Origin of the sequence: Agarivorans sp. TSD2052 (assembly GCF_023238625.1) — a bacterium.
In the GTDB taxonomy this organism is placed as follows: domain Bacteria; phylum Pseudomonadota; class Gammaproteobacteria; order Enterobacterales; family Celerinatantimonadaceae; genus Agarivorans.
In genome coordinates, this window is record NZ_CP096670.1 from 2,286,804 (window position 1) to 2,301,255 (window position 14,452).

11 protein-coding genes are annotated in these 14,452 nt (G+C 44.2%); 5 read left to right on the forward strand and 6 right to left on the reverse strand.

What is annotated here, in order from left to right; translation table 11 throughout:
• Positions 1-10: 10 nt before the first annotated feature.
• Entirely contained in the window at positions 11-1,438 is a 1,428-nt protein-coding gene (locus M0C34_RS10455; protein WP_248715550.1) for a cobyric acid synthase, read from the reverse strand.
• Positions 1,435-1,854, reverse strand: a complete 420-nt coding sequence (locus M0C34_RS10460) for a CBS domain-containing protein (RefSeq protein WP_248715551.1) — start codon at positions 1,852-1,854, stop codon at positions 1,435-1,437. Before M0C34_RS10460 ends, M0C34_RS10455 begins: the two co-directional genes overlap by 4 nt.
• 135 nt (positions 1,855-1,989) lie before the next feature.
• Between M0C34_RS10460 and M0C34_RS10465 the strand changes: the two genes are divergently transcribed.
• Entirely contained in the window at positions 1,990-2,619 is a 630-nt protein-coding gene (locus M0C34_RS10465) for an MBL fold metallo-hydrolase (RefSeq protein WP_248715552.1), read from the forward strand.
• 31 nt (positions 2,620-2,650) lie between these two features.
• Here M0C34_RS10465 and M0C34_RS10470 read toward each other — a convergent pair whose 3' ends face one another.
• The gene (locus tag M0C34_RS10470) at positions 2,651-3,103 is read right to left on the reverse strand and encodes an NUDIX hydrolase (RefSeq protein WP_248715553.1); all 453 of its coding nucleotides are present in this window, start codon (positions 3,101-3,103) and stop codon (positions 2,651-2,653) included.
• A gap of 199 nt (positions 3,104-3,302) precedes the next feature.
• Between M0C34_RS10470 and M0C34_RS10475 the strand changes: the two genes are divergently transcribed.
• Together M0C34_RS10475 and M0C34_RS10480 are read left to right on the forward strand one after the other, a co-directional pair.
• Positions 3,303-4,406, forward strand: a complete 1,104-nt coding sequence (locus M0C34_RS10475) for an efflux RND transporter periplasmic adaptor subunit (RefSeq protein WP_248715554.1) — start codon at positions 3,303-3,305, stop codon at positions 4,404-4,406.
• A complete protein-coding gene (locus M0C34_RS10480) occupies positions 4,406-7,501 on the forward strand; it encodes an efflux RND transporter permease subunit (protein ID WP_248715555.1) in 3,096 nt (1,031 codons plus the stop codon). Before M0C34_RS10475 ends, M0C34_RS10480 begins: the two co-directional genes overlap by 1 nt.
• An 85-nt stretch (positions 7,502-7,586) precedes the next feature.
• On the opposite strand, the gene preA is transcribed toward M0C34_RS10480, so the two are convergent.
• On the reverse strand, positions 7,587-8,861 hold the full coding sequence (preA, locus tag M0C34_RS10485) for an NAD-dependent dihydropyrimidine dehydrogenase subunit PreA (protein WP_248715556.1): 1,275 nt from the start codon (positions 8,859-8,861) through the stop codon (positions 7,587-7,589).
• Positions 8,862-8,865: 4 nt separating this feature from the next.
• Positions 8,866-10,209, reverse strand: a complete 1,344-nt coding sequence (locus M0C34_RS10490; RefSeq protein WP_248715557.1) for an NAD(P)-dependent oxidoreductase — start codon at positions 10,207-10,209, stop codon at positions 8,866-8,868.
• 314 nt (positions 10,210-10,523) lie between these two features.
• Here M0C34_RS10490 and M0C34_RS10495 point away from each other — a divergent pair, with 314 nt between their 5' ends.
• Positions 10,524-11,174, forward strand: a complete 651-nt coding sequence (locus M0C34_RS10495; RefSeq protein WP_248715558.1) for a TetR family transcriptional regulator C-terminal domain-containing protein — start codon at positions 10,524-10,526, stop codon at positions 11,172-11,174.
• Between the two features lie 82 nt (positions 11,175-11,256).
• On the opposite strand, the gene M0C34_RS10500 is transcribed toward M0C34_RS10495, so the two are convergent.
• Positions 11,257-12,537, reverse strand: a complete 1,281-nt coding sequence (locus M0C34_RS10500; RefSeq protein WP_248715559.1) for a Zn-dependent hydrolase — start codon at positions 12,535-12,537, stop codon at positions 11,257-11,259.
• 447 nt (positions 12,538-12,984) lie between these two features.
• Here M0C34_RS10500 and hydA point away from each other — a divergent pair, with 447 nt between their 5' ends.
• The gene (gene hydA / locus M0C34_RS10505; RefSeq protein ID WP_248715560.1) at positions 12,985-14,424 is read left to right on the forward strand and encodes a dihydropyrimidinase; all 1,440 of its coding nucleotides are present in this window, start codon (positions 12,985-12,987) and stop codon (positions 14,422-14,424) included.
• The last annotated feature ends 28 nt before the right edge of the window (positions 14,425-14,452 follow it).

Genomic DNA, 14,452 nt, shown 5'->3' on the forward strand with positions numbered 1-14,452 from the left:
AGTTCGTCGTCTAATTAAGCTTTGCGTGCTCACAAATCTGCTTTAAAGGCTCTGCTAATTGTTCACACAATCGGTCTAGTTCTTTATCGATAACGTCCTGCCAGTCTTCACATTGCCCACGCCATCCCAGACCTTCTAACCAGTGCTGGCGAAAACTTTTATTGGTAAATAGGTCATGTAAATAACTGGATTGAACTTGCCCATGTTGCCAACCATTGTTAACTTCTACAAATGGCGCTAAGTTTTCAGTACATTGGGTTTTACCATGATGGATTTCGTAACAGTTTAGTTGCTCACCCGCCCAATCAACCTTTCGTTGAATGGTCACCTTGTTACTATCATATTCTGTGGTAATAGGTAATAAAGACAAACCGCTAAACTGCTCACCTTCGATATGCTGCGGGTCTAATACTTTATCACCTAAAATTTGTAAGCCTCCACAGATACCTAAGACCCTCACACCCGTGTGCGCAGCATCTATAATAGCCTTATCTAAACCAGTGCTAAGCAAATGCTTACAGCTCTCGGCGACGTGTTTTGACCCTGGTAAAATAACCGCATCATATTGACTTAAATCTTGCCATTCTCTCATTGGCACGACATTCACCCCAGACTGATATATGAGAGGGTCAAATTCATCTAAGTTACTGGCGTAGGGATAAACCACCAATGCAATGTTCGTCGCACCAGCTTGCCATTGATTTCGATGGAAAAAATTATCTTCTTCTGGCAATTGATGTTTAGTCCAGGGAACAACCGCGACTATCGGAATCCCAGTTTTTTCCAGTATCCAATGATTAGCATCTTCCAGCAAGGCTTGCTCACCACGAAATTTATTGAGTACATATCCTTTTACTCGCGCTTGCTCTTGTTTACTAAGGCACATCCAAGTGCCTAATAAGTGCGCATAAGCACCACCGCGGTCGATATCAGCAATCAAGTAAACAGAAGCATCCACATGTAAGGCTAGCTCCATATTAACAATATCGCTTTTCCTTAAATTAACTTCCGCAGGGCTGCCTGCGCCCTCAATAACCAAACATTGATGTTTACTCTGCAAACGTTCAACGCTTGCGGTAACCGCTGGCCACAGAATGGCTTTACGTTGATGCCAATCTATGGCGTTAAGTTGATGGCTTACCTCGCCATTGACTATTACTTGAGCGCCAATATCACTATGCGGTTTTAGTAATACAGGATTCATTTCGATAGTAGCAATTTGATTGGCAGCTAAGGCCTGTAAGTATTGAGCACGCCCAATCTCGCCGCCTTCACGGGTAACAGCGGCATTGTTACTCATGTTTTGTGCTTTGAATGGGGCAACGTTTAGCCCTGTATTAGCAAGGTAACGACAAATCAAAGCGGTCACTAACGATTTACCCGCATCACTGGTACAGCCCATAAACATGATAGGCAAATAAGACGGTTGGGAGTTCATCCGTTTTTGCTACTCACCAGCAAAAATGCAAGAACATCTTTCCAAGTAACAATACCTAGTAATTGCTTATCACTATCAACTACCGGTAAACAGCTTAGACCCTGCTCTACCATGATACTTCCCGCGTCGCTGATACTTGTTGCAGACAAGCAACATTGAGGATCTCTAGACATTAACTGATGAACACGTTGAGTAAGGGTTTGGATGTCTCGTTGGCTTTCAGCTGCTTTACCTAAGAATGGGCTTAAAGCAGCAAGCACATCTGCTTCAGTAAGAACGCCAACCACTTTATCTTCATCATCGAGAACAACTAAGTGGTGAAAGCTAACATTGTCAAAAATGTCCTTAATATCAAATAAGCGTTGGTCCATACCAACACTCACCACGCGAGTTTGCATAATATCTTTGATTATCAAAGGTCTCTCCTACCGTTAAGCGATGTTGTTATTATAAACATATGCGAGACTATTTCTGTGTTTAGTTATACGCAACTATAGAAAAATTCATCTGCATCCGTACACTAGAGCAGTAATTAATTAGAGTAAGACAAAATGGCATATCAAATTATTCCAGTAACTCCTTTTCAACAAAACTGTAGTCTTATCTGGTGTGAACAAACCCTGCAGGCAGCTATTGTTGACCCTGGTGGTGATCCACAGCTAATTCAGGCTGCGGTAGATAAAGCAGGTGTGACGGTGAGTAAGATATTACTAACCCATGGTCACCTTGACCATGTTGGAGCCAGTAGTATTATTAAGCAACGTTACCAAGTGGCATTGATTGGCCCTCAAAAAGATGATGACTTTTGGCTAAGTAAAATGGCAATGCAGTGTCAAATGTTTGGATTTCCTGACGTAGCCAGTTTTAGCCCAGACCAATGGTTAGAACATGGTGACCTCGTTGAAGTGGGTAATCTAAAATTGGAGGTTCGCCACTGCCCTGGCCACACTCCTGGCCATGTAGTATTTGTTGACCACCACAACAAGTTAGCCATTGTTGGTGATGTACTGTTTAACGGTTCTATTGGTCGAACAGATTTCCCCAAAGGCGATCACCCTACCTTAATTAATGCGATTAAAACTCAGCTATATACTCTCGACGATGACTATCAATTTTTGCCTGGTCACGGTCCGATGTCTACGATAGGCCACGAAAAACAATTCAACGGCTATACCCGTTAAACCAGTGAGGCACCTTCAAGGTGCCTCAAGGTTAACTGTTCGATCTAAGCATGTTGTCCACGATACTAATAGCCTGTTGGTTATAGGTAAATTCGAGTAAGTCGATGGCTTCATTGTAGGGTAACCATTGATAGTCACTATGTTCATTAGAAAGGATCGGTTCGTCGCAAACTTCTGCGCAAAATACCGTTTCTAAAATATCATCCGCTGCATAACCATAGGTGTCTCGCCACTGGTCTTTTATCAAAAATCGGTAACTAAAGTTAGTGGATTGCAAACGCGCTATTCTCAGATTGGTTTCTTCATACACTTCTCGAACTGCCGTTTGTTGGATGTTTTCGCCCTCCTCCATGCCACCAGTAACGGCTTGCCAAAAAGCGCCCAGTTGCATATCTGGTCGAGGGACACGCTTTAACATTAGATATTCTATCGCCCCGCTTCTAAAACGATAGAGAAACACATTAACCGAAAAAGGCTGACGCATGATAAAAAGCTCCCACCTAAAAAAAGATCCAAACATATAAAAATAACAGCGTAAACGTTAAACAAACATCAATAGGCTAACTACACAATAATAATGGACACAATTTGGCGACAAATTTGCACTTCTTTACACTACTTTACCGCAGCTGTAACTAAGACCAACTAGAATAGCAGCTTGTTTTCTAGCTGTTTGGATCACCATGTTATTGCGCTTTTTAGTTCCGCCAATTCTCATTGTCAGTTTAATTGCCCTTATTTTATTTCACCAACAGTCAGAGGAGACTCAAGCGGTTCGAACTTTGGCTCCGACATTGGTCAGCACAGAGCAAGTTCAACAGCACAGTCTTTCCCAAACACTAAGTTTAATCGGCACCTTAGATGCTGAGCAAGCTGTGGCTATCGCCGCAGAAGTGACGGGGAAAATTGAAAAAATCAACGTCCGTTCAAACCAATCGGTGCACGCTGGCGAGTTACTGATTGAACTAAACGATTTAAAAGCCAAGGCGCTATTAGCCGAAGCCCAAGCTTACTTAGCTGACGAACAGCGAAAACTGCATGAATTTGAACAATTGCTTAAACGTAAAGCCGTGTCTCAAACCAGTTATGATGCGCAACTTGCCAGCGTTTCAATTGCAGAAGCCAGACTACTATCTGCGCAATCTGATCTTTACGATCATCAACTCACCGCTCCTTTCAGCGGCGTTATTGGCTTAGTAGACATCAGTAAGGGCGCGCTCATCACCGCCAATCAAACTTTACTGAATTTAGATAATCTGGATAGGCTACAACTCGATTTAAGTATTCCTGATCGATATTTATCATCGTTGGAAACAGGCATGCCAATCCAAGCGTCAACGCCGGCATGGCCAAACAAAGTATATCAAGGGATCATTGAAGTGATTGATCCGAGGGTAGATAGTAATACTTTAAATCTCAAGGTACGGGTTAGCTTTACCAATCATGATTATCAACTCAAGCCGGGCATGATGATGCGAGCCACTTTAGTATTACCACCTACCACCCAGCCAATGATTCCAGTGCAGGCCATTGAGTACTCAGGCACCAAACGTTTCGTTTATGTTGTCGATGACGAACAAATCGCTCACCGTAGCGAAATACAATTGGGTACGCGTATCAATAACTATGTTTTGATAGACCAAGGCATTAAGCTAAATGACACCATTGTGGTACAAGGTTTGGTCAACATTCGCGATGGAGTAAATGTTAGAGATTTAAAGCAACAGATCGCTAAATCAACAGAAAGCAAGCCACTTAAACCCAGCAACATGCAGGAGCCGATTTAATGCTCTTGTCCGACATATCAGTAAAGCGGCCTGTTGTAGCTTTCGTACTTAGCGCCTTGCTCTGTGTATTTGGCATTGCGTCTTTTAATCAACTAGCCGTTAGGGAAATGCCCGATGTAGAAAACCCAGTAGTGACCATTACCACCCGTTACGAAGGTGTCTCTGCTAGCATTGTTGATAGCCAAATTACCGCAATTATCGAAGACCAACTCTCGGGCATTAGTGGGGTTGATCAAATTGATTCGGTTTCTCGCAATGGGATGTCTAGAGTCACCGTGACCTTTTTGCTCGATTGGCCGTTAACCGAGGGAGTAAGCGATATTCGAGATGCTGTAGAGCGTGCAAAACGAAGCTTGCCCGATGATATTACTGATCCCGTGGTTTCTAAAGACAACGGATCGGGTGAGTCTTCAATTTACATAAATGTAAATTCTAGCAAAATGGATCGTACTGAGCTGACAGATTATGCTGAGCGTGTATTGGTCGATCGATTCAATCTAATCAGTGGCGTAAGTTCAGTTGAACTGACTGGTGCATTATATAAGGTAATGTATGTAAAGCTAGACCCAAGCCTAATGGCTGGACGGCAAATCACCCCTAGCGATGTAGTTGCTGCGCTTAAGCGTGAGAACCTCGAATTACCTGGCGGAGAAATCAGAAACGACACCACGGTTATGCCGGTGCGTACCGAGCGCTTATACTCCAACGCAAAAGACTTTGAATATCTTCGTCTTAGAACCAGCCAAGACGGTACTCACGTATATCTAAAAGATGTAGCAAAAGTATTTGTGGGCGCTGAAAACGAAAACTCAAGTTTTAAAAGTGACGGCATCTTAAACTTGAGTCTGGGTATCATCCCACAACTTGATGCCAACCCGCTAAACGTTGCACAGCAAGTCAGCGCTGAAGTAGAACGTTTGCAAACCTATCTTCCCGAAGGCACTGAACTTAAAGTTGACTATGATTCCACGGTGTTTATTGAGCAGGCAATTAGTGAGGTGTATCAAACCTTAATGATTACCGGTGGCTTAGTTGTTTTAGTACTGTATATCTTCCTCGGTCAGGCAAAAATTACCATTATACCGGCGGTTACGGTGCCGGTATCGCTTATTGCCGCTTTTATCGCCGCACAAAGTTTCGGCTTCTCCATCAACTTAATAACCCTAATGGCATTAATTCTTGCGATTGGTTTAGTGGTCGATGATGCTATCGTCGTCGTAGAAAACATCTACCACCACATTGAGCAAGGCACCCCACCCTTATTAGCGGCTTATCGGGGTACCCGCGAAGTGGGTTTTGCTGTTATAGCAACCACCTTAGTATTGGTGATGGTATTTATGCCGATTGCTTACATGGACGGCATGGTTGGAAAAATGTTTACTGAATTCTCAGTACTACTGTCGGTCGCAGTGGTTTTTTCATCGTTAATCGCACTCACCTTGACGCCGGCTTTAGCCAGTAAATTACTCAGTCTAAATGCCAAACCTAGTCGCGTTAGCCAGGGCATGGAGAAGTTATTTGCCAAATTGCTCCCTGCTTACCAAGGTTTGTTAACCAAAATAATTGAATCACGCACTGCTGCACCTACCGCGATTATTCTATGTATTTTAGGCAGCGTTGGTTTAATGCAATTGATTCCTGCACAGTTAGCCCCCGTAGAAGACCGTGGAGTAGTACAGGTCATGGTCAAAGGGGCTGAAGGTACAAGTTACGATAGAATGACCACCAACATGGACCAAGTAGAGCAGCAAATCATGCCTTTGGTTGGCCAAGGCTTAATCAAGTCATTTAATCTGCAAACACCGGCTTTTGGCGGTCAAGCCGGCGATAATACAGCGTTTATTATTGTGCAATTAGAAGATTGGGCACAACGAGAGCAAAGTGCGGCTGATGCGGTAAATTTATTGCGAAAAACCTTAGCCAATATTGCAGATATTTCTATTAGACCACGCCAACCCGGCTTTGGCGGGAAATCTGATGACCCTATTCAATTTGTTTTAGCAGGAGCGAGCTTCGAAGAACTCAATCATTGGGGGCAAATAATGTTACAAAAGGCTGAATTACATCCTTCAATCGGCGCTCTTGATATCAATTACTCTGAGAAAACGCCTGAATTACTGGTTAAGATTGACCGACAGCGGGCGGCTGAATTGGGCTTAAGTGTTAGCGAAATATCAGATACTTTAGAAATTATGCTGGGTGGACGCAGCGAAACTACCTTTGTCGATCGCGGTGAAGAGTACGATGTTTACATACGAGGGGGTGAAGAAGGATTTAATAGTGCAACTGATCTAAGCAAAATCTACTTACGTGCAGCCAATGGTTCTTTACTCACCTTAGATAGCGTAACCCAACTGGTTGAAACCGCATCAGCAAATCGCTTGAGTCGCCTAAATAAACAACGGGCGGTGACTCTTTCAGGGACCATGAATCAGGGATATACCTTGGGAGAAGCACTTGACCACTTAGAGCGGTTAGCCATTGAAAACCTGCCCAGCGATATATCCATCGACTTTAGCGGCGAATCTAAAGATTACAAAGAAAATCAAAGCAGTACTGTGATCATTTTCTGTATGGCCTTAGTTGTTGCTTATTTAGTACTTGCGGCCCAATTCGAAAGTTTTATTAACCCGGCGGTTGTGATGCTTACCGTTCCCATGGGCATTTTCGGCGGTCTTGCCGGGATGTACCTAATGAACGAAAGCCTTAATATATATAGCCAAATTGCGATGATTATGTTGATCGGTATGGTGACCAAAAACGGAATACTGATCGTAGAATATGCCAACCAACTGCGCGATCGAGGTATTGCGTTTAACCAGGCCGTGGTACAAGCCGCATCACGTCGCCTACGACCGATTATGATGACGGCGTTCACAACAGTCGCCGGAGCGGTTCCGTTAATCATGTCTAGCGGTGCTGGAGCTGAAAGTCGAATATCGGTAGGAACTGTCGTATTGTTTGGAATGGCATTCGCATCGGTGGTCAGTTTACTGGTCATTCCAGCGATGTATCAATTGCTGGCACGCTCTACTCATTCACCGGATTATGTTGCAAAACAACTTAAAAAAGAGATGGCCAAGCAACAAACCTAGTTTTAAGAGCCTCTTTAGGTTCACAGCAAAACGCTAATTACTTTGCTCTGCAATATCGCAGAGCAAAGTGACGACACCACTGAACTTAAGAAGCGTCCTTGTAGGGGTTACGCGGGTCTTGGGTCCAGTTCATATAAGGTTTATCTGCTTCTTTTTGCTCCATCTTAATACACTGGTCAACAGGACAGGTGATTTGACATAGGTTACAACCTACGCATTTATCTTCTATCACTTCAAAAGCTACGCTGCCATCGGCCCGAACAGTTTTATCAATCGCTTGGTGTGAAGTATCTTCACAAGCGATATAACAGCGACCGCAACCAATACACTTATCTTCGTCAATATCAGCCACAACTTTGTAGTTCATGTTCAGATACTTCCAGTCGGTAGTATTCGGAACGGCTAAACCTTGAAAATCAGAAATCTTTTTGTAGCCTTTACTGTCCATCCAGTTAGATAAACCGGTTTGCATCTCACTAACGATTCTAAAGCCGTAAATCATCGCCGCAGTACATACCTGTACCGAACCTGAGCCTAACGAAATAAACTCAGCCGCATCCCGCCAATTGCCAATTCCACCAATGCCCGAGATAGGCAGACCGGCGGTTTCTGGATCGCGGGCTATTTCACTCACCATATTTAGTGCAATCGGTTTAACCGCTGGCCCACAATAACCTCCATGGGTACTTTTACCATCAACAAGCGGTCTGGCTGCCATTTTGTCTAGGTCTATGCCTGTAATCGAGTTAATGGTGTTAATCAATGATACCGCGTCAGCACCACCTTGCTTAGCTGCCCGCGCTGAAAAGCGTATGTCAGTGATATTGGGGGTGAGTTTTACAATCACCGGGAGTTTGCTGTAGGTTTTGCACCAACGGGTAACCATTTCAATATATTCAGGCACTTGACCTACCGCTGCGCCCATTCCGCGCTCAGGCATTCCATGTGGACAGCCAAAGTTTAGCTCTAAGCCATCCGCACCAGTTTGTTCGACCTGCTTAACGATTTTTTTCCAAGCCTCTTCTTCACAAGGCACCATTAGCGACACCACCAATGCCCTGTCTGGCCAGCTTTTCTTGACCGCTTCAATTTCTTTTAGGTTAATGTCTAAACTTCGGTCGGTAATTAGCTCAATATTATTAAACCCTGCAACTTCACCATTGTGGTCGTAAATGGCTGAGTATCTCGATGAAACATTTACAGCCGCGGGATCCTCTCCCAAGGTTTTCCAAACCACGCCTCCCCATCCTGCTTCAAATGCTCGTTCTACATTATAGGCTTTGTCAGTAGGAGGGGCTGATGCCAACCAAAAAGGGTTTGGAGACTTAATTCCTGCAAATTCTATTGATAAATCGGCCATAGTCTTATGCCTCCACTGCGTTAATTTGTTGATGAATGGCTAAAGCCGCTAGCTTGCCTTGTTGTACAGCCTCTACCGTTAAATCCTGTCCCACGCTGGTACAGTCTCCTCCGGCAAATACGCCATCAATGCTGGTGACTTGCTGACCAAAAGTAGTGATTTTCCCGTTACTCACAGTCGGGATAAGTTGCTCTTTATCTGGATAAGTAAACTTTTGCCCTACCGCTTTAAATACAGCAGAACAAGCCACATCAAAAGTTTGATCTGTATCTTCTAGTTGGCCATCTTCACTGTAGGTTTTGCGGAAGCTCATGCTACGAAGCACGCCATCATGATCGAGGTTAATCTGTTCAGGTCTCGCCCAAGTTTTAATGATGACTTGGTGGTTCTTCGCAATTTGCTGCTCATGGGCTGTCGCGCTCATTTGCTCTGCACCACGTCGGTATACCAAAGTCACTTCTTCAGTGCCTAAACGTTTAAGTTGGCAAGCGATATCAATGGCTGTGTTACCAGCACCAATCACGACTGCGCTATCTAGTGGCACGTTAAGTTGGCTTAGTTCAGTGGCTTGGCGTAGTTCTTTTATATAATCAACAGCATTGAGGATCTGCGGGTGGCTCTCGTTTACCAGCATCAAGGATTGAACGTCTTGCAAACCTATTGCTAAAAACACCGCATCAAATTGTCCTTTCAAGTCAGCTAAGCTGATATCGCGACCTAAGGCGGTGTCGGTATGAACCGTGATTCCACCAATGCTCAAAATAAACTCTACTTCTTGTTGAGCAAAATTGTCAGTCAGTTTGTATTTAGCAATGCCGTACTCATTTAAACCACCCGGTTTAGCCGCTGCTTCAAATATCTCAACATCATTACCCAGCATGGCTAAGCGATGTGCACAACTTAAGCCCGCGGGCCCCGCACCGACCACAGCAATGGTTTTTCCAGTAGAGGCGGCTCGCTCAAAGGGGTGACCAGAAAAAACAGCGTTATCGGTGGCATGGCGTTGCAACAAACCAATTTTTACCGGTGATTGCTCTTGTTCTTTATTGCGAACACAAGCTTGTTCACACAATATTTCAGTAGGACATACCCTGGCACAACTGCCCCCCATGATGTTCTCTTGGTAAATCGTTTTTGCCGCTCCAGTTAAATCATCAGCATGAATACTGGCTATAAAACTGGGTATATTAATCTTTGAAGGACAAGCGGTGATACAAGGCGCGTCATAACAATAGTAACAACGTGAACTCTCGATTCCGGCTTGGCGGGCACTTAACGCGGGGTTTATATCCTTGAACATCTGATCAAGGGCTAGCTGTTGTTGTGAATAGCCTTCAGGCTTTTCCATACTCATCACCATGGGATCTCCCTATTTTTATAATACTGAGATAAACGAATCTCGTTGTATAAAAACAAAGCAAAGCCCATACCATCTTCTGACCAAACGGTCAGAAGATGAATAGTCAAATTGAATCATCTGATTAACACATTGTTTTAATTACATAAAATTTATAATATTTTAAATCATCTGTTTAGAACTATTACATCATGGCTCAATTAGGGTTATGCTTTAAGCCATATGTAGTTAATTACATTGCCCATTTTTAAGGCAGCTGGCGACATATTAGTGCAGGCCCTTAGGATGTCGAGACCAACAAAACAATGACAAAATCACAAGCTACTGGGGTTAAACGCCGCAAACTAGCTGATATACGCAAAGACAATCTAGAACAAATTTTGTTTGTCGCAGAGCAGCTTTTTGCTGAAAATGGCTACTCAGGTACGACTATTGCTGCGATTGCGGCTAAAGCTAATTTGCCAAAAGCCAACGTGCTTTATTACTTCAAAACCAAAGAAGCGTTGTATAAGGGTGTTTTAAGCCAATTATTGGTCGTGTGGATGAGTCACATGGATGAAATGACAGCTGAACAGCATCCCAACATCGCACTTAGACACTACATTTTGCAAAAAATGAAATTGTCTAAAGAGCACCCTAATGCCTCTCGAATATTTGCCGCCGAAATATTGCATGGCGCGCCTTATTTGCGGGAGCAACTCGCTACCGAACTTAAACAACAGTTCGATAAAACCTGCCAAGTATTTCGCGAATGGATAGCTAAGCAGTGGATGGAACCCATCAACCCAGAACACTTATTGTTTATGATATGGTCATCAACCCAAGCCTATGCAGACTACGCCTTACAAAGCAGCATGATGATGGATAAAGAAGCTTTGGAAGCCAGCGATTATGAAGCAGGCGTAGAGTTTCTTTCACGATTAGTACTAAAGGGCTGCGGTATTAAACTGCTGTAGAACACCGTTTGGATCAACGCTGCTGCCCGAATGTTTGTGGTGCAAGGGAGCAACCTAGCTTGGTGCTGCTCCCCTACTAGTCTTATTTACTGGTAGCTAAATCTTGATGCTCCACAGCTGAGCTTTGGGTAGTTATTTCAGCCATACTTAACATCGCATTTAACAACACCGAGCAACCTGCTTCGCATTCTTCTTGTGTGGTACTCTCAATTTCATTGTGGCTGATACCATCTAAACAGGGCGTGAAAATCATGCTAGTTGGCGCAAAATCAGAGACATAACAAGCGTCATGGCCAGCCCCTGCAATGATATCCATATGGCTGTAACCAAGATTTACCGTCGCGTCACGTACTGCATTTACGCAATTTGAGTCAAAATGAATTGGCTCGTAGTACCAAAATGGGTCTAATAAGACTTCAACCCCGGTTTGCTCCATCAATTCAGCTACTGCATTATTTAAGGCTACATCCATCGCGCTAAGTTCTTCATCAAGCGGGTGGCGTAAATCGATGCTCATTTCGATTTTTCCAGGAATGGTATTACGTGAATTGGGCAGCACTTGGACAAATCCGACGGTGCCGCAACCTGGAGGGTGCGCCTTAGCGATCTGTTCCACTTTTTGAATCAGTAGGGTGCTGGCTAACAATGCATCTTTACGCAAGTGCATTGGGGTTGTTCCAGCATGTGATTCTCTGCCAGTTAAGGTAGCGTTAAACCAGCGCTGCCCTTGCCCACCAGTTACTACGCCAATTTGTTTTTCTTCTGCTTCTAAATAGGGACCTTGCTCAATATGAGTTTCGAAGAACGCGTGAAACTTGCGCCCCGTGACCGGCGTATCGCCAGCGAAACCAATACGCTCTAACTCATCCCCTAAGCGCAAGCCATCGACATCAGTGCTATCTAATATTTCTTGTAAGCTAAAACGCCCCGATACCACGCCAGAGCCCATCATTGCGGGAGCAAAGCGGGAACCCTCTTCGTTTGTCCAAACTGAAATTTCAATAGGGTGTTTGGTTTTTAAGCCTAAGTCATTCATTGTGCGCACCACTTCTAAACCCGATAGCACACCAAATACACCATCAAATTTTCCACCCGATGGCTGCGTATCTAAGTGACTACCCGTACCTACCGGCGGCAAGCTCATGTCATCGCCTGGACGCGTACAGATAATATTCCCTACAGCATCAATTTTTACTGCACAACCCGCCTCTTCGGCCCATTTGATATATAGTTCGCGTCCTTGTTTATCCAGATCAGTTAAGGCTAAGCGGCGGCAACCTCCTTTTTCGGTGGCTCCTATTTTTGCCATTTCCATTAAACTGTCCCACAAGCGATCACTGTTAATTTTAAAGCTACTCATCATGGCCTCCAATAACCAAAAGGTTGCCTGTTAACTGACGCTAACTGGGCAAAATATCAATCTGCTAAGCGATAGCCATGCAATAGGCTGACCATTTGGACAGGTCATAGAGCAAATGATTTTATATCATTGTAATTAAAGAGTATTTTTAAAATTTTTTAGTTATAAAGGTAGGTAAAAAGGAAATACCCTAGCAAACTGCTCAGTTTTTATGCACTAAAAAAGCACTTAATGCCCTGCTATGGAGCGTTATCAAGGCCTATAAGCCCCAATAACAATCATTGTCCATCTTAGTTAAAGCGAGTAATTACGGGGCCTTGAAAGCCATCTCAGCTACTAGCTGTCCAGTTGGTCAACCAATTGCATAGTTAGCTAACAAACAAGGAACTTACATCAAGCACTCAATTTGATGCACTTCCTTTGATTAAACTGAGATGGAGTTTGTTAGTGATGAGTTTACTAATTAAAGGTGGCAAAGTTGTCAACGCCGATCAAAGTATCTTTGCTGATGTTTATTGCGAAGATGGTGTTATTAAAGCGGTTGGTGAAAACTTATGCGTCCCTAACGATGCAGAAATAATCGATGCTAGCGGCAAACTTGTGATGCCAGGAGGCATTGATCCACATACCCATATGCAATTACCGTTTATGGGCACCGTGGCCAGCGAAGACTTTTATAGTGGTACCGCAGCGGGTTTGGCTGGCGGAACCACGATGATTATCGATTTTGTCATACCTAACCCGCAACAGCCTTTAATGGAAGCTTTCGATACTTGGATGGATTGGGCTTCTCGCTCGGTATCTGATTACTCGTTCCATGTGGCAGTAACGTGGTGGGATGACAGTGTATACCAAGATATGGGACGCTTGGTTACCGAGCATGGCGTGAACAGCTTTAAACACTTCATGGCGTATAAAAATGCCATTATGGCCGAAGATGAAACCTTGGTTAACAGTTTTAACCGTTGTCTAGAATTGGGGGCGATGCCCACTGTACATGCTGAAAATGGCGAATTAGTTTATCACTTACAAAATAAACTGATTGAAGCGGGTTTAACTGGCCCAGAAGCTCATCCCTTATCACGGCCGACCGAAGTTGAAGGAGAAGCCGCAAACCGCGCTATTCGAATTGCTCAATCTCTCGGTGTACCGCTCTATCTTGTTCATGTTTCTTGCAAAGAAGCGGTGGATGAGATCGCCCGAGCGCGCCACGAAGGACAACGCGTATACGGTGAATGCTTAGCGGGACATTTAGAACTCGATGACAGTGTCTACCAGCATGAAGATTGGGCGACTGCAGCTGCCCATGTTATGAGCCCACCGTTTAGGCCCAAAGGCCATCAAGAAGTGTTATGGAAAGCCCTACAAGGCGGAACGCTGCAAACAACCGCCACCGATCATTGTTGTTTTTGTGCGGACCAAAAAGCCGCAGGCAAAGATGATTTTAGTAAAATCCCCAATGGCACAGCAGGAGTCGAAGACCGTATGATGGTGTTGTGGGACTCAGGTGTAAACAAAGGACGCTTAAGCGAACAAGAATTTGTTGCCGTCACCTCCACCAACAGTGCCAAGATATTCAATCTTTACCCTCAAAAGGGCTGCATCGCAGCAGGATCAGATGCCGACATCGTGATTTGGGACCCTAGCAAACAACATACGCTTTCTGCAAAAACGCATCACCAAAAAATCGATTTTAACATCTTCGAAGGTCGGACTGTATTTGGCGCCCCTCACATCACCGTAAGCCAAGGAAAGGTTGTGTTTAAAGACGGCCAACTGTTTGTAGAAGAAGGCGCCGGCCGTTACATAAAACGCCCTGCTTTCCCATCAATCTTTGATGCAGTAACAAAATATAACCAAGCAAAGACGCCCGTAGCGGTAAGTCGCTAGTGCTTTGTGAAGCTTAAGACAGTGAGAC

Coding starts and splice junctions, on each gene's coding strand:
- M0C34_RS10455 (WP_248715550.1), bottom strand. CDS start 1,438: ATGAACTCCCAACCGTCTTATTTGCCTATCATGTTTATGGGCTGTACC.
- M0C34_RS10465 (WP_248715552.1), top strand. CDS start 1,990: ATGGCATATCAAATTATTCCAGTAACTCCTTTTCAACAAAACTGTAGT.
- M0C34_RS10470 (WP_248715553.1), bottom strand. CDS start 3,103: ATGCGTCAGCCTTTTTCGGTTAATGTGTTTCTCTATCGTTTTAGAAGC.
- M0C34_RS10475 (WP_248715554.1), top strand. CDS start 3,303: ATGTTATTGCGCTTTTTAGTTCCGCCAATTCTCATTGTCAGTTTAATT.
- M0C34_RS10480 (WP_248715555.1), top strand. CDS start 4,406: ATGCTCTTGTCCGACATATCAGTAAAGCGGCCTGTTGTAGCTTTCGTA.
- preA (WP_248715556.1), bottom strand. CDS start 8,861: ATGGCCGATTTATCAATAGAATTTGCAGGAATTAAGTCTCCAAACCCT.
- M0C34_RS10490 (WP_248715557.1), bottom strand. CDS start 10,209: ATGGAAAAGCCTGAAGGCTATTCACAACAACAGCTAGCCCTTGATCAG.
- M0C34_RS10495 (WP_248715558.1), top strand. CDS start 10,524: ATGACAAAATCACAAGCTACTGGGGTTAAACGCCGCAAACTAGCTGAT.
- M0C34_RS10500 (WP_248715559.1), bottom strand. CDS start 12,537: ATGATGAGTAGCTTTAAAATTAACAGTGATCGCTTGTGGGACAGTTTA.
- hydA (WP_248715560.1), top strand. CDS start 12,985: ATGAGTTTACTAATTAAAGGTGGCAAAGTTGTCAACGCCGATCAAAGT.